The organism is Streptomyces sp. NPDC001348 (assembly GCF_053597535.1).
The window spans coordinates 111,941-136,624 of record NZ_JBSFIK010000017.1 but is presented as its reverse complement, the minus strand read 5'-3'; the positions used below and the strand labels follow the sequence as shown (position 1 = coordinate 136,624).

The following is a 24,684-nucleotide window of genomic DNA, read 5'->3' as shown; positions in this document are numbered from 1 at the left end:
GCGGTCAGCGGGTGACGTCGACGCCGCCGTGCAGGGGGAGGGTCCGCGACGAGGAACCGACCCACACCTCCCGGTGCCCGGTGCCGAACACCCAGGAGTGGGAGGACGTGTTCCAGTACTTCAACTGCTGTGCGTCGACCCGGATGCGTACGGTCTTCGACTGACCGGCGCGCAGCCGCACCTTCCGGTAACCGCCGAGCGAGCGCACCGCCTGGGGCGCGGTGGTCCTCGGGCTCGCACCTACGTAGACCTGGGCCACCTCGTCACCGTCGCGGGTACCGGTGTTCCTCAGGGTGAACGAGACGGTCAGCTCGCCGTGGCGCTGCCGGACCCTGAGGTCGCGGTATCCGAAGGAGGTGTACGACAGGCCGTAGCCGAAGGGGAACAGCGGGGCGGCCTTCTCCTTGTCGTACCAGCGGTAGCCCACGTAGACGCCTTCGGAGTAGTTCTCCTGGTCGTCCACCCCCGGGTACCTGCGCGGGTCGCCGGCGACCGGTGTGGCGGACTCGCTCGCGGGGAACGTCTGGGTGGTCCTGCCCGACGGGTTCACGTCGCCGTAGAGCAGCCGGGCGGTGGCCTGGGCCCCGTTTTCCCCGGGGTAGTACGTGTCGAGCACCGCCTTGACCCTGGACAGCCACGGCATGGCGACCGACGATCCCGTGTTGAGGACGACGATGGTGTTCGGGTTGGCGTCGGCGACGGCGGAGATGAGCCCGTTCTGGTCGGCCGGCAGGGAGAGGTTCTTCCGGTCGAAGCCCTCGGTTCCGTCGTCGTAGGCGAAGACGATGGGGGTCTTCACCCGGCGGGCCAGGGCCACTGCCTGCGCCCGCGCGGCCCGCGCGGCCTGCGGGGTGACCCAGTTCAGCCGGATCTTGGCCGGTGCGCCCTGGATCGCGAGGGCGGCGGCCGCGAAGCTGTGGCTTCCCGCCGTGAGGTGCACCGTGGCGCTGCTGGAACCCAGGAAGCCGGTGATGACGCTGCTGCCGTCGATCTGCAGCGTGCCGTACGCGGCGGGAAGGTCGTAGACGAAGGAGTAGTCGCCCTCGGCCGGCACGGTGAGGGTGCCGCTGTAGTCGAAGGGGGCGTCCGACGCGACCGTGATCGTGCCGTCCGAGCCGACCGGCAGGGCGGGGCTGAGGGCCGTCGCGGGAACGGGCGCGCCGGTGTTGTCGACGCCGGCCGCATGGCGCACCGTGGCGTGGCGGCCGGCCCGCCGCGTGATGGTCTCCAGCGGCGAGGCCGCGGAGTCCGGTACGACGTGGGAGCTGCCGCCGCCGGTGACCTTCGGGGTCCTGGCGGTCGGGCCGATGAGTCCGATGCTGGTGTTCTTCCCGGTCAGCGGAAGCGCCTCGCCGGCGTTCTTCAGCAGGACCGAGCCGGACTCGGCCACCTTCTGCGCGATCTTGGCGCCGCCCTTGGGATCGCGTGCGGGCCGTCGGCCCGCGGTGCCGTCGAGGAGACCGAATCTCTGCATCTGGCCCAGGATGCGGGCCACCGAGTCGTTGAGCTTCGAGACCGGAACCGTGCCGTTCGTTATCGCGGTCTTCAGTTCGTCACCCAGGAAGACGCCGCTCGGCATCTCCTGGTCGAGGCCGTTCACGATGTCGGTCGTCGCGTGGGCCGCACCCCAGTCCGACATGACCCAGCCCTGGAAGCCCCACTGCTCCTTGAGGATCGATTGGAGCAGTTCGGCGCTGCCGCAGCCGTGACGGCCGTTCACCGAGTTGTACGAGCACATCACCGCACCGGCGCCGGCCTTGACGGCGGCCTGGAAGGCGGGCAGCTCGATCTGGCGCAGGGTCTGCTCGTCGACGTTGACGTTCACCCCCATGCGGTTGTCTTCCTGGTTGTTCTCCGCGTAGTGCTTGACGGTGGCGATCAGGCCCTGGCTCTGAATGCCCCCGATCTCGCCGGACACCATGCGGGAGCTGAGCAGCGGGTCCTCGCTGAAGGTCTCGAAGTTCCGCCCCGCGTACGGCACCCGGATGATGTTCGTCATCGGTGAGAGCAGGACGTCCTGGCCGAGGGCGCGGCCGTCGCGTCCGACGACCCGGCCGAACTCACGGGCCAGCCGGTCGTCGAAGGACGAGGCGAGCGCGACCGGCGCGGGCATCGCGGTGGCGTGCGCGTTGACCCGGACGCCCGCAGGACCGTCGGTGAGCCGCAGTTCGGGGATGTGGAGGCGGGAAACCCCGGGGATGTACCCGGCCTGGCCCAGCGCACGGGGATCGGTGCCTCCGTGGACGAAGGACAACTTCTCGTCCAGCGACATCCGGGCGATCAGAGCGGCGACGCGGGGAGACACGCCGGCGGTGAACCGGGGGTCGCCCGCGCCCGAGGCGCCGGGAGCGACGACCGTGCCCGCGGCGAGGAGCATCGCGCTCACTCCCGCTGTCAGGGCCGTGCGGCGCAACCGGCCTCTCCTGCGCCGTCGTGCTGTTGTCCGACTGAGCTGCATGCGGACTCCTCACCGAGGAAATGACTCGACGATTCCTGTCTGAACGGTGCATGTCCCTTGCTGGACGGCATGTGTGTGCGCCACGGTGGTGGACCGGGTGACCGCCGTAGGGGGGCGGGCTACCGGGACTGTGCGAAAAGCCATTCGAGTAGATGCGGGTCACGGTGCGAGCCGCTGTCCGCCCTCCCACCGTGGCCGTCACCTGGAAGGCGGAGGGCGGGACCGCCCCGCCGCGTAAGTCGATGCGGTGCGAGTACTGGATGGCGATGGCTGTCACCAGCCAGTTGTTCCTCGGTGTCACCCGCGTCAGAAGGTCGGTTCGCAGGATCGGATCGGATCTCCGGGCCGCCGGTCGCCCTGGGGATGTGGCTGTCGTGGTGTCGGCGGCCGCGGCGGTCGCCGTGCTCACGGCCGGCGCCGTGACCGCGCCTGCCGTGACGGTGAGCACCGTGCGTCTGGTGATCCCTCTCATGGGTCCTCGTCTCGGTCGGTGGGGCAGCCGCACCAGGTGCCCCTGTGTGGGTCGGGTCGCCGGTCACAGGGAGAAGGCGCCCGTCACCAGGGCGCCGGCAGTCATGACGAGGGTGGTGGCGAAGGCCCAGCGGAAGATGAAGCGCTGGTGTTCGCCGAGGGACACACCGCTCATGCCGACCAGGATGAAGGTGGACGCGGTGAGCGGGCTGAGCGGGAACCCGGTGGTCATCTGGCCGAGGACGGCAGCCCGGGCCACCTCGGCCGGGTCCGTGCCGAACCCGTGCGCGGTCTCGGCGAGTACCGGCAGCACCCCGAAGTAGTAGGCGTCCGGAGTGAAGAGCAGGCTCAGCGGCATGCTGGTGACGGCCACCGCGACGGGCAGGTGCGACCCGAAGGAGCCGGGGACGACGGAGACGAGCGCCTCGGCCATCTCGTCGAGCATCCTGGTGCCGCTGAGAACCCCGGTGAGGACACCGGCCGCGAAGATCATCGTGGTGACCAGGACGACGCTCTTGGCGTGCTTGTCGAGCAGCGCCTGCTGCTGTTCCCAGGTGGGGTGGTTGACCAGCACCGCGATCGCGAACCCGAGGACGAACAGCACGGGAAGCGGCAGCACTTCCTGGATCAGGCAGACCACGAGTGCGACGGTGAGCAGGAGGTTGAAGACGTTCAGCCAGGTACGCGGCAGCGGCGGGACCCGGACGGCGCCGGGTCCCTCCCCGGGGGAGCGGAGGCTCTGCCGCTCCTGCCCGCCGACCGTCGTGGCAGTGGCCTGCCCGCTCGGCTCGGCAGCCGCGGGACTCGGGGTGGTCGTGGCAGTCGCCGGAGGGGCGGGTTCACGGTCGTCCCGCTTCTCCTCGTGCTCGGGCACGTCCGTGGCCGGACCCGCCGGGGACAGCGCGCCGAGACGATCGCGCTCCCTGCGGCCGAGCAGGTACGAGGCCACCAGCACCCAGGCGATGCCGAAGCCCATCGCGGGCAGTACGGGGTTGAAGACCTCGGAACTGTCCAGTTTCAGCGCCGCCATGGCGCGTACGGTCGGGCCGCCCCAGGGGATCATGTTCATCACGCCCGCGCCCAGGCAGACCACCCCGGACAGCACCAGGGGGTTCATACCCAGTCTCTTGTAGACCGGCAGCAGCGCGGAGACGGTGATGAGGAAGGTGGAGGCGCCGTCGCCGTCCAGAGCCACGCACAGTGTGAGGACGGCTGTGACGACGGTGATCCGCAGCGGGTCGCCACGGGCCACGCGCAACAGCCCGCGGATCAGGGGATCGAAGAGCCCGGCGTCCACCATCAGGCTGAAGTACAGGACGGCGAAGGCGATCATGATGCCGGTGGGGGCCACCTTGGACAGTCCGCCGAGAACCAGCTCGCCCAGATCACCCGCGAAGCCGCCGATGAGCGCCGCCAGCACCGGAAGCAGGATGAGCGCGACCAGCACCGAGGCGCGCTCGGTCATGGTGATCAGCAGTATGGCGGCGATCGTGGCGAAGCCCAGGGCTGCCAGCATGGCGGCGCTCGCTTTCTCGGGGACGGCCCTCGGCGGCGGTGGGCGTGGCTGGGCGGGGACGGACCGAGGTGTTACGCGAGAGTTTCGAAGCACCGACGGATCGGTGTCCAGCATCAAACCGAGATCTGTTCATGCGATAAGCGCATTAATTTGAGCAAGTGCGCCCTATGCTCGTGGGCCATGGAGGCCACCACCTTGCGCCAACTGGCCGCGTACGCGGCCGTCGCCCGGGCCGCGAGCTTCACGGCGGCCGCCGCGGAGATGCACGTGTCCCAGTCCTCGCTCAGCCGCGCGGTCGCGGACCTGGAACGAGTACTGGGCGTCCAGCTCCTCGAACGGGACACCCGCAACGTGCAGTTGACCGCGGCGGGCGCCGAGGCCCTGCGTATCGCCGAGCAGATCGTCACCGCTCACCGGGCGGGCATGAAGGAGCTGAGGCGGTTCCTGCTCGGCGAGTCGGGAACGGTCGACGTGGCCACCCTTCCCTCGGTTGCCGCGGTACTCCTGCCGCAGGTGATCTCCGACTTCCGCGAGCGGCGGCCGCAGGTGGCGGTACGCCTCCAGGACGGTCTGGAGCGGCCGGTACTGGAGCGGGTCCTGTCCGGTGACGCCGACTTCGCGATCACCACCGTCGGGGACCCGCCCGAGCAGCTGGAGCACCGCCCCCTGGCCAGGGACCGCTTCGTCGCGGTGCTGCCGGAAGGCCACCCGCTGGCCGACCGGGACGAGATCGCCTGGGACGATCTGGCTCGTCAGCCGTTCCTGGCCGTCGGGCGCGACTCGAGCGTGCGCCGGCTCACCGATGCGGCGTTCGCCCAGATCGACGCGCATGCGGTACCGGCGGCAGAGGCGGGCAGTGTCGCGACCGTGGGCGGACTGGTGGCCGCCGGCCTCGGGGTGTCGGCGATGCCCGCCCTCGTGCTCCCGCTGATGGGTGCCGGGCCCGTCGTCTGCCGTCCTCTGGTGGACCCGGTGGTGTACCGGCGCCTGGATGTCGCGCTGCGCGTTCGGCGCACGCTCCCCACCGTGACGGAGCGGTTCCTGGAGACCCTCGAAGAGTTCCGCCTCCGGGGCCGCGCTCTTCCACCCGGGGTGTCCTGGGCATGAGGCCGCCCGGGGTCGCCGCGGGGCCTGGGCCCCGCACCACCCGGGCCGGCCGGCGCACCCGCCCTTCCCCGATTCATGCGTTCTTCGCATTGATTGATGGTCTTCTGTTGCTCGACAGGCATTTCTCCGCTCCTGCAGTCTGAAGACCCGAACCGCGACGACCGTGTCGCGCAACGCGGACGGCGTGGCCGGGAACCAGGGCGAAGCGCAGGGGCGAGGGAGCACATCGGTGTCGGACGACGAGCGCAACACCACCGGACGCGGGCAGTTGCACGGGCTGAGGGTGGTCGAGTTCGCCCATGTGGTGGCCGGGCCGCTGGCGGGTTCCATGCTCGCCGACCAAGGGGCCGACGTCGTACACGTGGAACCCCCCGGCACCGGGGACACGGCCCGCGCCATGGGGCCGCAACGCGACGGTGTCCCGCTGTGGTTCAAGGTCGCCGGCCGCAACAAACGCTCGGTCACCCTCGATCTGCACCACGAGGCCGGCCGGAGGGTCGCCCACCGGCTCGTCGCCTGGGCCGACGTCGTCATCGTCACCCTGCGCGCCGGACGCCTGCGCGACTGGGGGCTCGACTGGGAATCCGTGCACCGGATCAACCCCCGCGCCGTACTGCTGCAGATCTCCGGCTTCGGCGCCACCTCCTCACAGGCGGACGCCCCGGGCTTCGGCAAGATGGGTGAGGCGCGCAGCGGAGTCGTCCACCTGACCGGCTTTCCCGACGGGCCACCCGTCCACACCGGCTTCTCGCACGGCGACGCCGTGACCGGCCTGATGGGCGCCTACGCGGTCCTCGCCGCCCTGCACCGCCGTGACCACGACCCCGGGTTCGACGGCGAGTGGATCGACCTCGCCCTCTTCGAGTCCCTGTTCCGTCTCGTCGAGTGGCAGGTCATCGTCCACGACCAGTTGGGACGAGTGCCCGAACGCTCCGGCAACCAGCTGGCGGTCGCCCCCGCGGCCGTGATCAACACCTACCGCTCCCGCGACGGCGAGTGGATCACGGTGACCTCCGCGACGCTGCGCTCGGTCCGCAACATCGCCCGCCTGCTGGGACTGCCCGAGGAGGAGTTCGCCACGGCGCGGCAACAGCACGACCGGCGCGGACAACTGGACGAGGGCCTGCGGAACTGGGTGGCGGAGCGCGGCACCGGCGAGTGCCTCGACGAGTTCGCCCGCGCCGAAGTCGTGGCCTCACGGGTGTTCGACGCCGCGGACATCGCCGCCGACCCTGTGTACGCCGAACGCGAGGACATCGTCACCGTCGATGACCCCGACCTCGGTCCGGTGCGTATGCAGGCGGTGATCCCGCACTTCAGGCAGCGGCCCGGCCGGGTCTGGCGGACGGGTCCCGCCCTCGGGCAGGACAACCACCTCGTCTACGGGCAGTGGCTCGGGATCAGCGAGATCGAGCTGGCCGACCTGGAGAAGAGCGATGTCATCTGAAGCGTCTTCGAAGGGCCTTGCCGAGGTGGACGCCGGAACGGTCGACCGGCCCCCGCTGCGTTCCCTGCTCTTCGTCCCCGGCACCAGGACCGACTGGCTGCCCAAGGCCCGGGCGGCGGGCGCCGACGCGGCCATCCTCGACCTGGAGGACGCGGTGCCCGCCCAGGACAAGCTCGCAGCACGTGCGCAGGTGGCCGACGCCCTCGCGCGGGCCGCCGCCGCGCCGGCCGACCGGGCGGGGCGGATGGCGCTGTTCGTGCGGGTCAACCCGCTGGACGGTTGGGCGGGGGCCGAGGAACTGCGTGCGGTCGTACGGCCCGGGCTCGCCGGGATCGTGCTCCCCAAAGTCTCCTCCGCCCAGGACGTGCAGCTTGCCGACCGGCTGCTGGGCTGGTGCGAACGGGAACAGGGCCTGTCCCCGGGACAGGTCGCCCTGACACCCCTGCTGGAGACGGCCCGTGGCCTGCGCGAGTCCTACGACATCGCCCGAGCCGCACCGCGTATCGCCTACCTGGGCGCACTCACCGCACCGGGCGGCGACGTGGAACGCGCCGTCGGTTACCGCTGGAGCCCACAGGGATCCGAGACGGTGGCACTGCGCTCCCGCGTTCTGCTGGACGCCAGGGCGGCCGAAGTGCCCTGGCCGGTCAGCGGACTGTGGACGCGCATCACCGACCTGCCGGGGCTGCGCGCCTTCGCCGAGCAGAACCGCTCCCTCGGTTACCAGGGGATGATGGCGATCCACCCTTCCCATGTTCCCGTGATCAATGAGGTGTTCTCCCCCGCTCCCGACGAACTCGACCGCTGCGCCGAGCTGATAGCGGCGGTCGAGGCGGCACAGGAGGACGGGAGGGGTGCCGTGACCTTCCAGGGCGAGATGGTCGACGAGGCCATGGCCGCCACGGCACGCCTTGTTCTCGGACGGTACGGGGCGCGGATCCGGGGGGCCGGTCCGTCCGCGGGCAAGCCGACGGCCACCTGACCGACCGCTGCTGTCAGCCGGTCAGGGGCGGTAGACCATCCCCGGCTCGGGTTCGGCCGGAGCCAGCAGTTGGGACACCGTGACGATGGTGTAGCCGCGCTGCCTGAGCGCCTTGAGGATCCCGGGGACGGCCGGCACGGTTCCCTTGTGCAGGTCGTGCAGCAGGATGATGCCGTCGCGGCCGGTCTGGTCGAGCACCCGCTTGGTGATCAGGGCCGAGTCGGTCGTCTCGTAGTCCTTCGCCGTGACGCTCCACAGCACCTGCGCCAGCCCCAGCTGCTTGCAGATCTTGGCCACCTTGCGGTTCGTACGGCCCTGCGGAGGACGCATCAGGACGGGCCGGCTGCCGGTGATCCTCTCGATGGCGTCCTGCGTGCTGGTCAGCTCATGACGGGCCTCGTCCGCGTCGATCCGCGTCAGAACCTCGTGGTTCCAGGTGTGGTTGCCGATCTCGTGCCCCTCGGCCGAGATGCGACGCAGGATGCCGGGGTACTTCGCGATGTGACCCTTGCCCTGTACGAAGAACGTCGCGTGCAGATGCTCCCGCTTCAGGATGTCCAGCAGCCTGGGAGTCGTGGGGCTGGGGCCGCCGTCGAAGGTGAGCGCCACGCACTTCGCCCGGCGGCAGTCGACGGGTCCGGCCACCGACCCGGATGCCTTGTTCCGGGCCGCGCGCGGCGACGTGTGGTCGTAGGTCGTGACCGTCAGGGCGACCGTCAGCGTGACGGCCACGACGGCGGCCACCGCGGTCGCGAGGGCGATGAGCATGCGCGACCGTCTTATTCGCGCCAACCGGGGCATGGGAGACCCTTTTCTGGATCAGGTGATTGCCGACGTCGTTAGTGACGGCTTTCCCGGTGCCCGGGTTCATCCGCGCCGGCATGTTCCATGGGTTCCGCCGGCCCGCTCGGAACGCGTCGGCCCGTCAACGGACGCGGTGGCTGACCGCCGAGAACAGCGGGTGACCTTCATCATACTTTGTCCCTTTCTCGCCGGATGCATGGATATATGGGTTGGTGGGCTCGTTGCGCTACCCCGGCAACCGGCTCCAGGAACCCGCAGACCAGTGACATGGGAGAAGCGTTTGATCACGGTACGTAACCGACGCATCGGGCTGGCGGCGGCCGGTGCCATCGGCGGCGTGATCGCCGTCATGGCCGGCGGCACCAGTCACGCCGCCGACGGCGGCAGCAACGTCGGCGATCACCCGACAGCACAGGCCCCGGTGGGTGGGACGGCGACCCAGAACGCTTCCGACGCCCGCATAGCCATCAGTCCCCGGCCGGGTGCCTTCGACGTCGGGATCAACGCCCCGGTCCAGGTCACCGTCAGCAACGGAAGGCTCACCCGGGTGACCATGACAGCGGTCGCCACCGGTGCCGAGATTCCGGGCACCCTGTCCGCGGACGGCACGTCCTGGAAGCCGAACGGCCGTCTGGCGCGGGCCACCGAGTACCAGATCGCCGCGGAGGCCGTGGACGCCGGGGGCCGCTCCGCCACGGGGGACGCCACGATCACCACGGCCTCCCCGGCCGGCGACTTCATCGGGCACCTCTCCCCCGAGGACGGCTCGACCGTCGGCGTGGGCATGCCGGTGACGTTCACCTTCGACAGGGCGATCGGCGACAAGGCCGCCGTGGAGTCGAGCATCCAGGTCAGCTCCAGCAGCGGCCAGTGGGGCATCGGTCACTGGTTCGGCGACGAGCGCCTGGACTTCCGCCCCAAGGACTACTGGAAGCCCGGCTCCACCGTCACCGTCAGGCTCAACCTCCACGGCGTCCGGAAGACGGTCACGTTCAAGATCGGCCGGAGCCAGATCAGCACGGTCGACGCCAGTACGAAGACGATGACCGTCGTCCGGGACGGCAGGGCGATCAGGACCATCCCGATCTCGTCCGGCAGCCCCGAGCACCCGACGTACAACGGTCAGATGGTCATCTCGGAGAAGTTCAGGCACATCCATATGAACGGTGCGACCGTCGGCCTCATGAAGGACAGCAAGCCCGCGTACGACATCCAGGACGTACCGCACGCCATGCGCCTGACCTCCTCTGGCACGTTCATCCACGGCAACTACTGGGGTGCCGACTCGGTCTTCGGCAACGTCAACACCAGTCACGGCTGCGTGGGTCTGAAGGACGTCAGGGGCGGCGGCGACGGCAGGCAGCCCGCCGCGTGGTTCTTCGACCACTCGCTGGTCGGTGACGTCGTGATCGTCAAGAACTCCGAGGACAAGACCGCGCTGGCCCCGGACAACGGCCTCAGCGACTGGAACATGGCGTGGAGCGAGTGGGTCGCGGGCAGCGCGACCCACTGACGCCGCATCGCCGCGCACGCCATCCCGGTCAGGCGGGAAGGGCGAAGGGTGGGTGCGTGCCGTTGAGGAAGTAGTCGCCCACCTCGCGCAGTCTGTGGGCGACCGGCTCGTACAGGGTGTGTGTCCGGGCGTTGCGCCAGAAGCGGTCGAAGCCGTGCCGTGTGGAGGCGGCGTCGGCACCGATGACGTCCAGGGCACGGGTGGTGATCTCCTGCGCGGCCCGGGAGGCGGCGGACTCGGCCACGCTCGCGAGGACGGTGATCTCCGCGCACTCCTCGTCGTCGAGGTCCGCACCCCGGGCGAGGCCTCGCACCAGGGCGTCCACCGCCTGCTCGGCGAGGGCGGACGCGGCACGTGCGCCGACGGCGAGCTCGCCGTACACGGTCAGCGCGTACGGATCCTGCGGCGGGCTGTCCGGCCAGGGCTGGGACGAGAAGGGCTGCCAGGGGAACCTCATCCCCCTTCCGTACTCGCGGACCTCGGCCAGCAGACCCTCTGCCACGCCGAGGCAGAACTGGACGGCGACCAGACGCGCGGTCGGCGCGGCCAGAGCGGCGAAGGGTGACAGGACGCCCTCGTCCGCCGAGACGGTGCCGAGCACGTCGTCGGCCGCGACCGGCACGGAATCGAACTCCACGCCGCCGCCGGCCGCCAGCCGCTGGCCGAAGGCGTCCCCGCCGCCGCTCACGACGCCCGGGCGGGCGGGGTCGACCAGGACGGCCAACGGCTCACCGGTGCCGTACTTCGCGGCTCGGACCACCAGCCGGTCGGCGACCCCGACTCCGGTGGCATACCTCTGGTAGCCGGTGAGCAGATGGCCGCCCGATGCGGGGGTCAGGATCAGTGGTGGTTCATGTGAGCCGATACCGCCTCCCCAGCACCACTGCCCCGCCGTCGACTCCCGCTCGATACGGTCGGCACGGGTGCGGTCGGCGAAGAACCGGGGGATGCAGGACAGGAAGTAGTGGTTGCCCAGCAGACGGCCGATCGCCCCGTCGGCCGCGGCGACGGTCCGGATGACCGCACAGGCCGTGCGCCAGTCCCCGCCGCCTCCCCCGAGTTCGGCCGGTGCCGGGAATGTCAGCAGTCCCGACTCGCGCAACCGCGCCACCTCGTCGAACGGCGCCTTGCCGGCCTGTTCACGCTCGACCGCGTCCGTGGCCAGGTCGTCCGCCAGCTCACGGGCTATGTGCAGCCAGTCGACCTGCCCGGCTCCCGCGTCGGTCGCCCCGCCCGCCGTCACCGCCACACCCTCACCCACTTCATACGACTGCGGCTGTCGCTGCGGCGAACGCTGTGGTCATGGCGTCTTCCTCCAGGGGGCCGAGGGCGACGCGGTGACCGGCGAATGCGGCGTGGGAGCGCGGCGTGCGCAGTGACGCGTCGGCTTCATCATCCTCACCCTCCGCTTCGACCACCGTCAACGGTTTCCCTAGTAATTCGATAGGAAAACTAGGGAAGCTGGCTGGTTCCGGCTGACCGGCGGACCCTGCCCGCCGTCCACACCACCGGGGCGGGGACGGCGGGCAGCACGCGGCCCCCGGAGGGCCGGCGGATCAGCGCAGTCCGGCGAAGAGGTCGTTCTCGGGGACGGCCGCCCCAGTGGTGTCATGGACGCGGAGGAACGTCTCGACGCCCATCAACTCGGTGAACCTCTTCTGGCCCATCTTGAGGAAGAAGATGTTCTCGCCCTGGCTGGCGTGAGCGGCCAGGGCGTCGAACTTCTGAGCGCCGAACGCGGAGGTGTCCACCCAGGTGGTGATCTCCTCCTCGGGGAGTCCGATCTCGGCCATCGCGGCGGCCTCGGCGGGATCCGGCTCCTGCCAGTCCGCACCCAGCTCGCGCATGACCTCCCCGAACCGCTGGAACATCGAGCGGGGTGCCGTCGTCCAGTACACCTTGGGTGTCGCCTCGGTCATCGCCAGCGCCGCCGTCGTGATGCGGTTGGCCTGGATGTGATCGGGGTGACCGTAGAAGCCGTTCTCGTCGTAGGTGACGACCACATCGGGCTGGTAGCGCCGCAGGAGTTCCGCGAGCCGGGCGGCGCCCTCCTCCACCGGTGTCCGCCAGAACGATCCGGGGGCATCGTTGGTCGGCCAGCCCATCATCCCGGAGTCGGCATAGTCCAGCATCTCCAGATGGCTGATCTTCAGGATCTCGCAGCTCGCCTCGAGTTCCCGACGCCGCATCAGGGCGACGGCCGCCGGATCATGCCCGGGATCGCCCGGCTTGACGCCCCCCGGTCCGTCACCGCAACCGCCGTCGGTACACGTCACGAGGACCGTGCGGATGCCCTCCGCCGCGTACCGCGCGAGGACACCCCCCGTTCCGGTGGCCTCATCGTCGGGGTGGGCGTGCACCGCCATGAGCGTCAAGGGCCGGTCGTTCATGAAAAGCAGTCCTCCTGTGCGAGATGGACTCGGTCCGAGTCCGCGGCAGGCGTACAAGCGGTCGCCCGGCATCGGGTGGCCGGACGTACCACGGACCCCAGGGCCGTCGCGTCGGGGCAGGCTGTTCCTGGGTCTCTCCGCTCCCGCCCCCGCGGCGCCGGTCCCCGACCGGTGCAACAGTACTGGCCGGACCGGCTGTTCCCGCCCCGCCGGAGGACTCCCCCGCCCATGACCGGCTGCGGTGGCATCCCGTACCGCCGTCCCACCCCTGCGGATGGCGGTCCGGGACCGACGGGCACGATTCGCTCAGCGGCGCCTGGCGGTCATCGGTACGCCGTACCGCGGCCGGATGGTGATCCTTGCCAGTGGGTCGACCGTGAACCCCGGAACGGGCTCGAAGTCCCAGTGCCGCCCGAGGGTGGCCAGCGCCATGACGCCCTCCGTCTGCGAGAAGACATTGCCGATGCACTGCCGCGGACCGGCGCCGAAGGGAAGATAGGCGAGGCGCGGGCGTCCGGGTCGTACGGCGTGACCGGTGAGCTCGTCCGCCGGGTCGGAGGGCCGCGGGTCCTTGAGCCAGCGCTGCGGGGCGAAGCGCTCCGGCTGCGGCCACCACTCGGGGTCGCGGTGGACGATCCACGGGAGGATCGCCACGAAGCTGTCCTTGGGGATCCGGTGGCCGTCGAGCTCGTAGTCGTCCAGGGGACGGCGCGCCATACCCATGATCGGCGGGTAGAGGCGCATGGCCTCGGTGAGAACCGCGTCGGTCCAGGGGAGGCGGGGCAGGTCCTCGATGGTGGGCAGCCGGTCGCCGAGCACCTCGTCGATCTCCTCGTGCATCCGGTCCCGTGCCTCGGGGTGGTTGCCGAGCAGATGGTAGGACCAGGCGAGAGCGTTGGCCGTGGTCTCGTGACCGGCCATGAGGAGGGTGATCGCCTCGTCGTGCACCTGGCGGTCCTCCATCGGCTCCCCGGTGTCGGCGTCGCGCGCCGCGAGCAGCATGGAGAGCAGGTCGGCCCCCTGGCCGTCGCCCCGCCTGCGCTCCGCCATGAGCTGGTAGACGATGGCGTCGAGCCTGGCCCGGCCCTCGAAGAAGCGCTTGTTGCTGGGCAGCGGCAGCATCGACAGATAGCGGGCGAAAGGCAGCGAATCCCAGCGCAGCGGACCCTCGTGGCGCGGGATGGAGGTGCGGATGGTGCGGGCCACATCGCTGTCGAGCGAGACGTCGAAGATCGTGCGGGCCACGACGGCGAGGGTCAGCTCTGTCATCTCGACCGACATGTCGAGCCGGTCCCCGTTCTTCCAGCCGGACTGGATGTCGTCCGAGATCTGGGCGAAGGCGCGGCCGTAGCCGGCGATGCGTTCGCGATGGAACATCGGCTGTATCAGCCGGCGCTGCTTGCGGTGGAAGTCGCCGTCGCTGGTGGTCAGGCCGTTGCCGAAGACCACCGAGAGCGGGGCGGCCCACTTGCCGCGTCCGGCGCTCATGGTGGCCTTCGAGAAGCTGCGGTGCGCCGTGACCAGGACCTCGTGGATCGCCTCCGGGTCGCTGACCAGGTAGAAATCGCGGAAGCCGAGGGGGGCGCGCACGACGGGGCCGTACTGGTCGCGCAGCCCGGTGAAGTAGTCCATCGGATTGCCGGACATCGCGAGCAGGGCGCGCAGCCGGCCGGTGGGACCGGGGGTTTCGGTGGTCCCGGGGGCGGTGGAGACAAGGGTCATCGAGGTGCCTTCCTGAGGTGTGGTCACGGGTGGCGCCGCGGGCCCGGCCGGCCGACGGGACGTTGGTGCCTCGGTGGTTCCGGGCCCCGGAGGGTCACTCCCTGACGAAGCGTTGGAGGGCGAGCGCGACGTTCTGCCCGCCGAAGGCGAACGAGTTGGAGAGGGCCGCCTGGAGCTCGTACGGACGGGCGGTGTTCGGCACGTAGTCGAGGTCGCACTCGGGGTCGGCCGCGTCCTGGTTGATGGTGGGCGGGATGACCCCGCGGTCGATGGACAGGGCGCAGAACGCCGTCTCGGTCGCGCCGGCCGCGCCCAGCAGATGGCCGGTCATCGACTTGGTGGAGCTGACGGCCAGGTTCTCGCTGTGCGTGCCGAAGGCGGCCTTGATCGCCTTCGTCTCGGCGGCGTCGGAGAACGGTGTCGAGGTGCCATGGGCGTTGACGTGGTCGATCTCGCTGGGCTTGAGGCCGGCCTCGCGCAGCGCGGCGAGCATGGCGCGGGCGGCACTCTGCCCGGTCGGATCGGGGGCGGTGACGTGGTAGGCATCGCTGGTCTGGCCGTAGCCGCAGATCTCGGCGTAGACGTACGCGCCCCGCGCCTCGGCCGACTCCGCGGTCTCCAGGAGCAGCATGGTGGCGCCCTCCCCCATGACGAAACCGTCCCGGTCCGCGGTGAACGGGCGCGAGGCCCGGCGGGGTTCGTCGTTGCGGCGCGACAGCGCGCGCAGGTTGGCGAAGCCCGCGATCAGCGGCGAGGCGATGCATGCCTCGGAGCCGCCCGCCAGTGCGGCCCCGGCATAGCCGTCGCGGACCATGCGGTAGGCCTGCCCGATCGCGTCGGCCGAGGAGGCGCAGGCGGTGACCGGTGCGCCGCCGGGGCCGCGGAAGCCGAAGCGCTGGGCGACGATGCCCGCGCCCATGTTGACGATGGAGCTGGGCACGAAGAACGGGGAGACCATCCGGGGTGCCGTCGCGTCCTTCAGCACCCCGGCCATCATGGTGCCGGCGCCGCCGATGGCGCTGCCGATCACGGTGGCGGCGCCGTCCCGGTCGATGCCGTCGAGGCCCGCGCGTTCCACGGCCAGTGCGGCCGCGGCGATCGCGAAGTGGCAGAACCGGTCGAGGCGTCTGGCCTCCTTGCGGGTCAGCCAGTCGGTCGGGTCGAAGTCCGTCACCTCGGCGGCGATGCGCACCGGCAGCCGGTCGGCGTCGAAGCACTGGATCGGTCCCACGCCGGAGGTTCCGGCGAGCAGCCGCGTCCAGACCGTCTCGGTGCCGATGCCGAGCGGGTTGACCATGCCGATGCCCGTCACCACCACCCGGTGGCGCCCGGGAACGGTGCTCATATGGGCTCACCCGGTTCGGCGAGCCCGAAGAGGGACTCCATCCGGATCGCGAGGTGCACATCACCCTGGATGTGGAGTCGGCCGTTGAGCAGCAGATCCATGCCCTGGGCCGCGGCGGAGGCCATCTCCACGAAGCCCACCGCGTCGAGGGTGAGGGTGACCGCGGGGGCGCCCGAGAGCCCTGTCTCGCGCACGTCGCAGGTGTCCTCGGTCAGTACGAGGTCGTATGCGACGGTGTCGGCCGGCGGCCTCTCGACCTCCCAACGGGCGGTCTGCGGACCGGCCATGGGGCCTCCGGTGTAGCGCTCGGGCATCCGTGCGAATGCCGTGCGGAGCAGGTCCTCGCCGTCGGGTGTGGCCAGCCAGGCCGCCAGGTCGTCGCGCGGCAGTCCGGCGAGGGCGGCGCGGACTTCGGAGAGTGTGCCGGAGCGCAGTCCCGCGAGTCGCTCCGGGGAGAAGGTGGGTCCGGCGGTCATGAGGGCCCTTCCGCTCGTGCGGGCACCGGCCCGCTGCTGACTGTTCGGTCGACGGCCTCCCGGAGTTCCTGCCGCGGTGCGACGCCGGGCAGCCGCGCGAGGACATGGCCGTCGGGCCGTACGAGAACCGCTTCCGGCCCGTGCAGGTCGTAGATGTCGGCGAACGCCCCGGTGGCATCGCGCAGGGGCCCGTCCGCGGTGATCACGGCCGCGGTGAGGGGCAGGCCCACGACGGTCGGGGTCTCCTGCGCCACTTGCTGCCAGACGGCTCCCTCCGCCCCGGTGAGCAGGGCGAAGCCGGTGCGGGCCAGGTCGATCGTGGAGATCCGGTCGCCGGCCCGGTCGATCCAGGCGTGCGGGGCCCGGTGGCCGGGCCGGGCGGTCGGACGATAGGTCACAATGTTCTGGACCACCGGTTCGCCGGGACCTGGTGCGTAGGTGAAACCCAGCGCCTGCCCCTCGAAGTCGAAGTGCGGCCGATGCTGTTCGATGTTCCTGGCGAACTTGGCCGGGTCGGCTTCGGACTGGAGCAGCGCCCGCTTCTGGAGGGCGTTGCTCTCGCTGTGCCGGGCGTTGAACTCCGCGACCGGGCGTCGCTCACGCTCGTACGAGTCGAGCAGCGTGTCGGGGGCACCGCCGCGCAGTACCGCGGCCAGCTTCCAGGCGAGGTTGTGGGCGTCCTGGATGCCGGTGTTCATGCCGAAGCCACCGGTGGGCGGGAAGGTGTGGGCGGCGTCCCCCGCGGCCAGCACCCGGCCGTCGGCGCTGCGCCAGGAGGCGAGCCCGGTGGAGCCCATCACCCAGTTCCGTACGCCGTGGATGCGCAGCCCCTCGATCGCTTCACCCGGCTCACCGATGGCGGCCTCGATCAGCTTGTGGTGGTCGACCTGCTGCTCGAAGTAGGTGTGTTCCTCGTCGGGGGTGAGGGCGGGGATCTCCAGGAGCCATTCGCCGCGCTTGGGGTCGACGGTGATGAGGACACCCCGCACGGTGTCGTTGAGCACCCAGTACAGGGCGCTCTCCCGGCCGGCCGTCCAGGGCGAGAGGTCGGCGCTGAAGTGGATGTCGAGAAGCCTGCCGAGCGGTGTGGCCGCGGTCCGCCGCAGCCCCACTGTCTCGCGCAGCGGGCCGTGCAGCCCCTCGGCCAGGACGGCGTAGCGGGCCTCGACGACGGTGGGGCGCTCCCCCGAGGCCGTCACCCTGACACCGGTCGGAGTCCGGGTCAGCTCCTCGGCCCTGACGCCGCGGATCACTCGTGCGTGCTCGGGGAGCCGGTCGACGAGCAGCGCTTCCACCCGGTTCTGCGAGCAGATGACGGGAAGGGCGGGGCTGTTGACCGCTCGCTGCATCAGGGCGTGCGCCGAATCGATGATGTCGAGGGCGGCGAGTTCGGTGCCGGAGAGCTCGGTGCACCAGGTGATGCGTGCCGTGTTCTCCAGGGGTACGCCGGCCCGGCGCACCTCGGCGTCGACACCCAGGTGCCTGAGCAGCTCCATGGTGCGCGAGTTGAGCACCGTGGCGCGTGGATGGCCGGAGGGTGCGGGGCGCTGTTCCAGGACGACCGTGCGGACGCCGTGTCCGGCGAGGAAGTGGGCCGCGGCGAGGCCGGTGGGCCCGGCACCGACCACGACGACGTCGGCTTCCAGCTGCACGGCGGCCTCCTGAGGATGCGGTACGGTCGCGGTCATCGGCGCACCTCCGCAAGACCGGCGACGACCGGAGCCAGGCGCCGGGCCAGCGCGGCGTCGAAGCCGGCCCTGAACAAGGCGCGGGCGACGGCGACCGCGGGCAGTCCGGTCAGGATGGCGCCGAACAGCCAGAGCACGAACACGCCGGTGAGCGCGGTCTGTTGGACCTCACCACGCCGGCCGGCGGCGCGGATGACCCGGCCCCAGACGCGGAAGGCCTTCCCGGCCAGGAGGTCGGCCGCGGCCAGCGGAGGGTGCACGGGGGCCGCGTCATGGGCGGCGAGAACGTCACGGACCCGGTCGGCCAAGGCCTCCTCGGAAGCGGTGCGGGACACGGGTTCGGCCTGGTCCGGGGCGAGTTCGGGTTGGGCTGGGGCTAGTTCGGGTTGGGCTGGGGCGAGTTCGGCGAGGCGCTCGCCGAGGAGCGCGAGCCGGTCCAGTTCGTCCGTGCCGACACCGGCGCGCGGGAACCCCCAGGACGCCTCCCGCTTGCCGGCGAGCAGCCAGCGCAGCGTGGTGACGAAGGTGACCCCGGCCGAGGCGGTGTCCACCGCGGCGATCGTACCCAGGTAGCGGCCGCCCGCGTCCTGAAGCAGCCGCTGCACCTCGACGGCGGCCGAGTACCACATGTTCCGGCAGGCCACCAGGCCGATGACGGCACGCCCGTCGAACACCTTCGGCTCGGCGCCGACGAACGCCCGCATGGGCAGCGCCGGAGCCAGGTACCAGACGGGGAAGGCGAACACGACCAGGTCGGCATCGTCGTCCTCGGCCACCGGCGGCCGGGCGGTGATCCGGGGCGCCGCGTCGTGGTCCACCGAGGAGGGGAAGACACCGAAGAAGCGGCGCACGGGCCAGGGGAAGGGAAAGGGTTCCCGCGGCCTGATCTCGACCTTGCGTACGTCCCAACCCGCCTTCTCCAGCGGGTCGGTGACCGCGGAGACGGATTCCAGAAGCTGACCGGTCTGTGAGTACCAGTAGACCGTCACTCGGGGCTGCGCACCCACGGCCTCAGACCTCCCCGGCGGAGACGGCCGTCAGATGCGCGAAGGACACCGCGAACCGGCCGGATTCGGGGACCATCAGCAGGAGCTTGTCGCCGGGGGACACCAGACCCTCGCTGAGCATCTCCTCCAGGATGACGTAGATGCTGGCGGACCCCATGTTCCCGACCCGGGTCAGATTGCTGTACCACTTCTCGAGGGAGGGGCCCTTGACCTTCCTCCGCTGGATCTCCTTGAGCACCATGGTCTTCATGCGCTCGCTGGAGTAGTGCGCGGGGAACCAGGCGAGCTCGTCCGGGTCGAAGCGGCCCTCGTCGAGCAGCCGCTGGTACTCCTTGACGCCGATCCGCACGAGATGCGGCAGCAGGCCCAGGTTCTGGCGCAGCGCCAACGCGCCGTCGGCGGAGGCCTCGGCCGCGGAGGGGTAGTCCCACCAGGTCTGCTCCGCCGAGTTGTCGGACGAACCCAGGTACATGCAGGTCTTCTGGGTGTTGGCGTAGGAGGTCAGCGAGATCCAGTCGATCCGCAGGCTCACCCCGTCGGCGGCCGGGTGGTCCTGTACCAGCGCGGCGCCGGCGCCGTCCGAGAGCATGTAGCGCAGGAACGCCATCTCCATGGCGATGGCACCGTCCTCCGAGACCGGCCGGACGTCGGCGAACCGATCGCTCTTGAGGAAACGCGAGGGCAGTTCGGACGCGGAGGCGACCGCGTTCTTCTTCTCCCCCGCCGTCACCTGGAGGTAGGCGTTCTTGAGCGCCATCATTCCTGAGCTGCAGATGCCGTGGGTGGTGACGATCTCGCAGGGCGGGCTGCCCAGTTCGCCGTGGATGCCGCTGGCGATGCCGGGCGCGATGAGATCCGGGACGGTGGTGGCCGCGGCTATGAGGTCGATGTCGTCGAGGGTGACGTCCGAGCGGTCCACCGCCTGGCGGATCGCTGCGACGGCCATGTCGGTGTTGGAGAACAGGGTCTTGTGCTGCTTGTCGATGGCGTAGTGCCGTGACTTGATCCCGCAGTTGGCGAGGGTCTGCTCGCGCAGCCCCGAACTCGCTTGGCCCACGCTGCCGATGTAGTCCTCGATCTCCTCGTTGGGCACCGGTTCGCCGGGCAGGAAGCGTCCCATGGCGGTGATGTAGGCAGGCATTGCTGAGTCTCCCCGTGATCTAGGCGATCGCTTTGATTTCGATCTTGGAGATGGCGAAGTCCAGGACGTCGCCGACGGTGCGGAGCGAACCGATGCGCTCGTCGTCCATCGAGATGCCGTACGCACCCTGAAGGGTCTGCGCCATGGCGACGAGGTCGAGTGAGTCGATGCCGATGTCGTCGTACAGATCGGATTCCACGGACAGGTCATCCGGGTCGGCATCGCACTTGGCCAGGAGGAATCCCGTGATATCTGCGTAGAGTTCGGTCCTCAGAGACATGTTCACCTCCCGTGCCCCACCCCCTGTGCGGCACGGGGTTCACTCTGGCCCAAGCCGCGGGAGGGGACATCGGAGAGGTTCACTCGGCCGTCCTGAATATTTCCCGTCCCTCCGCGGGGTGCGCCGGCCGGGTCAGGGCGGGGCGCCGGAGGCAGGTCGTCGAGCCGACCCGTGCCGTCACCGGCGCCCGGCACATGGGATTCGGCCGTACCGGGCGTCGCGGCGCTGCGGTCTCACCCCGCCGGAGTCAGGAACGGCTCGGGCTGACGTCGGGGCCCGTGCCGGACATGTGGACGATGTTCCCGCCGAGCTTCGGCTGGAACACCTTGACCATCTTGGGCTGGGCGCTGACCACCCGGCGCGTACCGGCCAGGTAGGTGCCCTGGTACATGCTGATCGTGTCCAGCCCGGTCTGCTGGTACTTCTCCTCCGGGAAGGTGCTGATGAGGTAGTCGCCGTCCCTGGTGTGGCACACGCCCTCGCGCGGTTCCTCCGCCTCGACGCGGATCCTGGGTCTGCACTTCGTCAGGTTGGCGATGACCTCGACCTCGGTGGGCGCCTTGGCCGTCGGAGGCTCCACCGTAGGGGGCCGCCCGGCTGTCAGTGCCGACTGGCAACATGGCCGCATGACTGACGATCTTGACGGCGTACTGGCAGATCCCGCACGGCTGCTGACCGCCGACCGTGCGGCGCTGCGCGACCACCTCTGCCACGACGACCGGGCCCGTGGCGTCGGGGGTGAGGTCTTCCTGCAGGCCGAGGCGATCTTTGGGGGCGCGGAGGTGACGCCCGCGGAGTTCGCGTCCTGGCTGCACTTCGCGGCGAAGGCCACCGGTCACCACGTGTACGCCGACCGGATCGCGGCGGCTGGTCCCGGCATGCCGTGGCGGACGGTGTGGGCGTGGTGGCGGCCGGCGCACTGGTTCCCGGTCCACCCGAGTCTGAACGGCGACTACTTCCGGGTGCGCCGGTGTGCGGACGGGGACAGGGAGCTCGTCGAGGTGACCGACCAGCGGGGCCCCCTCTGGCTCGACGCGGCGACCGGCCACCGGGTGACGGGCGTGGACGAGGCGGCGCTGACCGGCGCGCCGGCCGCGACCGGGGCCGGCGAGGCACTCGCGCTGTACGACCTGGACCTGTTCCTCCCGGAGGAGTGGCAGGGCGCCGTGGCCTTCGCGAGGGACGGCGGCCGGACCCGGCATCTCGTCGAGAGCGTGCACGGCATAGCGGTCGTGGAGACGGACACCGACGCGCTGCGGGACTGGCCGCGCGGCGCGGGCCTCGACCCCACGTCGGCGGAGGAACCACCGCCGGGACCGGCCCCCGCCATGCGGCAGCCGACGGGCCCGCTCACCGCGGCCCGGGTCGACGACGCCTTCGGCGGCGCGCGGCACGTGGTGCGTATCCCCGAGAGCGATCTGCCCGAGAGGCTCATCCACGCGGGCAGCAGGCGGTATTTGCAGGACGTCGGTCTGCCCGCCTGGTGGGTGTGTCACAGCGCTCAGTACGAGACCCACCCGCTTGACGCCATGCGCCCGCCGGCGGAGGGTGCCCTGCCGGACGAGAGCCTGCCCGAGGGGGTGGCCGCCGCCGACCTGATCGCCTTCGGTGCCACCGAGTACGGCGAGTTGTACCTCCACCGCCACCACGGCACGGTGCACACCTGGAGCCGCCCGACCCGCCGTTCCGACGAGGTACTGGTGCCGCTCGCCCCGGACCTCGACGTCTTCACCCGCGCCTTGGAAACCGTCGACCGCTACCGCAACGCCTGCTGGCACCCGTACCCGGTGGAGGGCGGCCAGGAAGACGTGACGGAGTTGTTCCTGGCGGAGCTGGCGGAACTGGCTCCGGACCTGGCCGATCAGGACACTACGACGGGCAGAGTGTGGAGCTGGCTCTACGCCGGCATCACGGAGCTGGGGGTGGACGGCTACTGAGCCGGTGAGGAGGGCTGACCGGGTCACGCCGTCCGCCCTCCCCCGCTCGTGATCACCACGGAAACGGCCGAGAGCCCGTACGAGCGCGCCCCGATCCCAGGCCGCGGGGCGACCTGTCAGGTCTGCTTCACCGGGGCGTGGTCGCTGCTTCGGCGGACGCGGGTGGTGGTGCGGTCGTAGAGGCGGGTACCGATGGTGCGCCAGAGCAGGCGGGCGGGGGCGGGCATCTGCCCCAGGAACAGGTGGCGTTCCTGTACGGTCGCGTCTTCGAGGATCGCGCCGAGGAAGATCAGGAGCTTGGTCCTGGGAACGCTGCGGCGCCCGCGCTCGCCGACCTGTGACCATTCACGGGGCGTGATGTGGTCGGCCATCAGGGGCAGGAGGTGTTCCTCTTCGTCGTCCATATGGGCTGTGGTGTGCCGGTCCAGCGCGCGCAGGGCCTCGGCGAGGCGGAGGGCGGTGTCGCGGTCGGCCCCGATGCGCCATTGGTCCGACAGGTCCGTCGCCGCGTTGAGCGCGTCGGCGATGGCTTCGTGCTGCTCAGCCATGCGTGCGATGACGTCACCCCCCAGGACGGCACGCTCGCGCAGCTTGGGCCACAGCAGGTCGTCCTCGCCCTCGTGGTGTTCAGCCAGGGCGCCGAGGACCAGGTCGAGGTGGTCGGCAAGTGCGGAGGCGCGCTGCCTGTCGCCGGGAGCGGCGGCTTCGACCAGCCCGGCCAGGAGCGGTACCTCGCGGCGGAAGACACGGTGGAGTACGACCATCTCCTGCGGATCCAGGCGGTCGGTCACAGGGGGTGGGCCTGCGGTGGGCATCTGCGTCCAGTTCGATGAGGGAGCTGCGATCGCTCCGAGCACCCCGCAGCCTAATGGCGAGGGCCCCACCCCCAGCGATCAGGTCGGACCGTGTATCCGCCGCCCCGTCACAGCGGGCGTCCTGCCCTTGGTTCTACGGCGGTACGTGCTGCTCCTGAGGGACACCCGGCCCTGGCCGGGCCCCAGCAATCGTCACATCCTGTGGGTCGCGGACGGCCGGAGTCCGAGTCCGGACCTGTGACCAGGAAGCGGCAGGTACGCCGGGAAGCGAAGCGGCGGCCGAGCAAGGCTGAGCACGTCGACATGGCTCGATCCGAGGCATTGGCCTCCCTGTGCGAGCCGTTGTGGCGGTTGCGAGCGGGTCAGCGCTCGAATCCTCCCGACTGGTTCTCCTCGATGGAGCCAGGCATCGGCGAGTCGCAGCTTGTCGAGCGCACCCTGCATCACCCCTGGCGTCCACCGCATGCTGGACCGTCTGACCGGTACACCCGTCGCCGTCTTCGACGCCGCCTGGACCCAGCTGCTCGCCAACCCCCTCTACACGGCGCTCATGGGCGAATGGCACGGCGACGACCTCAACGCGGTCCGGCGCAACTTCGTCAACCCCCGAAGCCGCGTGCGCCACACCCCCGAATCCAGGGGCGCCCTGCGGGCGGCGCACGTCGCCGACCTGCGCCGCACCGCCGGCCGGTACCCCGACGACCCGGACCTCGGGTCCCTCATCGCCGAACTGCGGCGCCGCAGCGCCGAGTTCGACGCTCTCTGGGAGTCAGGGGCCGTCGGCGAGCACCGGTCCGCCCGCAAGACCGTCGACCATCCCCGGGTGGGCGCGCTGACCCTGGACTGCGACGTGCTCGGCGTCGTCGGCAGCGAGCTCCGCATCATGGTCCACACCGCCCAGCCCGGCACCGAGGACGCCGACCGCCTGGCGCTCCTGAATGTCATGGGGACGCAGCCCCTCGTCGGCTGACCGCCCCGGAAGCGTTCGGCCCGCCGGCCCGCCCGGGCATGCAGCGTGCCGGGGGGCTACTGCTCCTCGGCGGCGGGCCGTCGCACCTCGAAGTGGAAGCACCCGTACTCCAGCGCCCTGACGTGCACGAGCACCACGTCGGGGTCGCTGAACGCATCATCGAGAGCTGCGTCGAAGCCGGCCGTGGCGTCGGGCGGAATCTCCAGCAGGCGTCCACCGGCGATGTGGCCCCGGGCGTCGTAGCGGCGCACGGTACGCAGGGCGCCCGGCCGGTCGAAGGGGTAGTTCCCGCCGGGGAGGAAACCACCGCAGTCATCGGCGTGGATGAAGACGGGCCCCTGTTCGTCGTACGCGCCCGGCAGTACACCCCTCTCGGCGGCCCAGCGTCGCAACGGGGCGTACGAGACAAGGGCGATCCGCTCGCCGAGCGTGATGGGGCGCAGGCAGCAGCGCAGCGGGGAACCCGCGTCGTCGCGGGTTGCGACGTACGGGGCGCAGGGACGGCCCGCGTCGTCGGCCACCCGCAGTTCCTTCAGGGTGGCTGGGCCGATGGGAAGCACGGTGTATCCGGTCATGCGCCCATGCTGGTCCGGCGCCCCGTGGGTCCACCGGCGG

Annotated in this window: 20 protein-coding genes and 2 pseudogenes; 6 read left to right on the top strand and 16 right to left on the bottom strand. The window is 70.8% G+C overall.

From position 1 onward, the window contains the following. Window positions 1-4 precede the first annotated feature (4 nt). The 3 genes and pseudogenes from ACWC21_RS19890 to ACWC21_RS19880 all read right to left on the bottom strand — a co-directional run bounded on the left by ACWC21_RS19890 (window position 5) and on the right by ACWC21_RS19880 (window position 4,445). Entirely contained in the window at window positions 5-2,413 is a 2,409-nt protein-coding gene (locus ACWC21_RS19890) for a glycoside hydrolase family 3 C-terminal domain-containing protein (protein WP_450883515.1), read from the bottom strand. A 199-nt stretch (window positions 2,414-2,612) separates the two neighbouring features. After that, a pseudogene (locus ACWC21_RS19885) lies at window positions 2,613-2,930 on the bottom strand (phospholipase); the annotation flags it as partial. A 63-nt stretch (window positions 2,931-2,993) separates the two neighbouring features. Further along, the gene (locus ACWC21_RS19880; protein ID WP_450883513.1) at window positions 2,994-4,445 is read right to left on the bottom strand and encodes a CitMHS family transporter; all 1,452 of its coding nucleotides are present in this window, start codon (window positions 4,443-4,445) and stop codon (window positions 2,994-2,996) included. Between the two features lie 180 nt (window positions 4,446-4,625). Between ACWC21_RS19880 and ACWC21_RS19875 the strand changes: the two genes are divergently transcribed. The 3 genes from ACWC21_RS19875 (at window position 4,626) to ACWC21_RS19865 (ending at window position 7,981) form a co-directional block, all read left to right on the top strand. Further along, window positions 4,626-5,552 (top strand): LysR family transcriptional regulator, encoded by a 927-nt coding sequence (locus ACWC21_RS19875; protein ID WP_450883511.1) that lies wholly within the window; start codon window positions 4,626-4,628, stop codon window positions 5,550-5,552. A 229-nt stretch (window positions 5,553-5,781) separates the two neighbouring features. Next, window positions 5,782-6,999 carry a CaiB/BaiF CoA transferase family protein gene (locus ACWC21_RS19870; protein WP_450883509.1) on the top strand — a complete coding sequence of 406 codons (1,218 nt, stop codon included), beginning with the start codon at window positions 5,782-5,784 and terminating at the stop codon, window positions 6,997-6,999. Beyond that, on the top strand, window positions 6,989-7,981 hold the full coding sequence (locus tag ACWC21_RS19865; RefSeq protein WP_450883507.1) for an HpcH/HpaI aldolase/citrate lyase family protein: 993 nt from the start codon (window positions 6,989-6,991) through the stop codon (window positions 7,979-7,981). The genes ACWC21_RS19870 and ACWC21_RS19865 overlap by 11 nt, the downstream gene beginning before the upstream one ends. Before the next feature lie 21 nt (window positions 7,982-8,002). On the opposite strand, the gene ACWC21_RS19860 is transcribed toward ACWC21_RS19865, so the two are convergent. Beyond that, window positions 8,003-8,749, bottom strand: coding sequence for a polysaccharide deacetylase family protein (locus tag ACWC21_RS19860; RefSeq protein ID WP_450883505.1), 747 nt, complete (start codon window positions 8,747-8,749; stop codon window positions 8,003-8,005). A 316-nt stretch (window positions 8,750-9,065) separates the two neighbouring features. Here ACWC21_RS19860 and ACWC21_RS19855 point away from each other — a divergent pair, with 316 nt between their 5' ends. Next, the gene (locus ACWC21_RS19855) at window positions 9,066-10,298 is read left to right on the top strand and encodes an Ig-like domain-containing protein (protein ID WP_450883503.1); all 1,233 of its coding nucleotides are present in this window, start codon (window positions 9,066-9,068) and stop codon (window positions 10,296-10,298) included. A 28-nt stretch (window positions 10,299-10,326) separates the two neighbouring features. On the opposite strand, the gene ACWC21_RS19850 is transcribed toward ACWC21_RS19855, so the two are convergent. From ACWC21_RS19850 to ACWC21_RS19805, 10 genes are all read right to left on the bottom strand, one after another. Further along, window positions 10,327-11,547: an acyl-CoA dehydrogenase family protein gene (locus ACWC21_RS19850; protein ID WP_450883501.1), complete on the bottom strand. Its 1,221-nt coding sequence runs from the start codon at window positions 11,545-11,547 to the stop codon at window positions 10,327-10,329. 307 nt (window positions 11,548-11,854) lie between these two features. Continuing rightward, a complete protein-coding gene (locus tag ACWC21_RS19845) occupies window positions 11,855-12,688 on the bottom strand; it encodes a PIG-L family deacetylase (RefSeq protein ID WP_450883499.1) in 834 nt (277 codons plus the stop codon). Between the two features lie 306 nt (window positions 12,689-12,994). After that, on the bottom strand, window positions 12,995-14,410 hold the full coding sequence (locus ACWC21_RS19840) for a cytochrome P450 (RefSeq protein WP_450883497.1): 1,416 nt from the start codon (window positions 14,408-14,410) through the stop codon (window positions 12,995-12,997). A gap of 94 nt (window positions 14,411-14,504) precedes the next feature. Continuing rightward, the gene (gene fabF, locus ACWC21_RS19835; protein ID WP_450883495.1) at window positions 14,505-15,755 is read right to left on the bottom strand and encodes a beta-ketoacyl-ACP synthase II; all 1,251 of its coding nucleotides are present in this window, start codon (window positions 15,753-15,755) and stop codon (window positions 14,505-14,507) included. Beyond that, window positions 15,752-16,231 carry an SCP2 sterol-binding domain-containing protein gene (locus ACWC21_RS19830; RefSeq protein ID WP_450883493.1) on the bottom strand — a complete coding sequence of 160 codons (480 nt, stop codon included), beginning with the start codon at window positions 16,229-16,231 and terminating at the stop codon, window positions 15,752-15,754. Before ACWC21_RS19830 ends, fabF begins: the two co-directional genes overlap by 4 nt. Beyond that, window positions 16,228-17,919: an FAD-dependent oxidoreductase gene (locus ACWC21_RS19825; RefSeq protein WP_450883491.1), complete on the bottom strand. Its 1,692-nt coding sequence runs from the start codon at window positions 17,917-17,919 to the stop codon at window positions 16,228-16,230. The genes ACWC21_RS19830 and ACWC21_RS19825 overlap by 4 nt, the downstream gene beginning before the upstream one ends. Then, window positions 17,916-18,926, bottom strand: a complete 1,011-nt coding sequence (locus tag ACWC21_RS19820) for a hypothetical protein (RefSeq protein WP_450883489.1) — start codon at window positions 18,924-18,926, stop codon at window positions 17,916-17,918. Before ACWC21_RS19820 ends, ACWC21_RS19825 begins: the two co-directional genes overlap by 4 nt. A 4-nt stretch (window positions 18,927-18,930) precedes the next feature. Further along, entirely contained in the window at window positions 18,931-20,067 is a 1,137-nt protein-coding gene (locus tag ACWC21_RS19815) for a 3-oxoacyl-[acyl-carrier-protein] synthase III C-terminal domain-containing protein (RefSeq protein WP_450883487.1), read from the bottom strand. A gap of 19 nt (window positions 20,068-20,086) precedes the next feature. Continuing rightward, window positions 20,087-20,347 carry an acyl carrier protein gene (locus ACWC21_RS19810; protein WP_450883485.1) on the bottom strand — a complete coding sequence of 87 codons (261 nt, stop codon included), beginning with the start codon at window positions 20,345-20,347 and terminating at the stop codon, window positions 20,087-20,089. Window positions 20,348-20,594: 247 nt separating this feature from the next. Continuing rightward, window positions 20,595-20,927: a hypothetical protein gene (locus ACWC21_RS19805; protein WP_450883483.1), complete on the bottom strand. Its 333-nt coding sequence runs from the start codon at window positions 20,925-20,927 to the stop codon at window positions 20,595-20,597. Window positions 20,928-20,973: 46 nt separating this feature from the next. On the opposite strand from ACWC21_RS19805, the gene ACWC21_RS19800 reads away from it, so the two are divergent. Further along, window positions 20,974-22,284 carry an SUKH-4 family immunity protein gene (locus tag ACWC21_RS19800; protein WP_450883481.1) on the top strand — a complete coding sequence of 437 codons (1,311 nt, stop codon included), beginning with the start codon at window positions 20,974-20,976 and terminating at the stop codon, window positions 22,282-22,284. A 116-nt stretch (window positions 22,285-22,400) separates the two neighbouring features. On the opposite strand, the gene ACWC21_RS19795 is transcribed toward ACWC21_RS19800, so the two are convergent. Next, window positions 22,401-23,075: a hemerythrin domain-containing protein gene (locus ACWC21_RS19795; RefSeq protein WP_450883479.1), complete on the bottom strand. Its 675-nt coding sequence runs from the start codon at window positions 23,073-23,075 to the stop codon at window positions 22,401-22,403. A gap of 466 nt (window positions 23,076-23,541) precedes the next feature. Here ACWC21_RS19795 and ACWC21_RS19790 point away from each other — a divergent pair. Beyond that, window positions 23,542-24,069 (top strand): annotated as a pseudogene (locus ACWC21_RS19790) (MmyB family transcriptional regulator); the annotation flags it as partial. 56 nt (window positions 24,070-24,125) lie between these two features. On the opposite strand, the gene ACWC21_RS19785 reads toward ACWC21_RS19790, so the two are convergent. Continuing rightward, window positions 24,126-24,644 (bottom strand): DUF1203 domain-containing protein, encoded by a 519-nt coding sequence (locus ACWC21_RS19785; RefSeq protein WP_450883477.1) that lies wholly within the window; start codon window positions 24,642-24,644, stop codon window positions 24,126-24,128. Window positions 24,645-24,684: the final 40 nt, after the last annotated feature.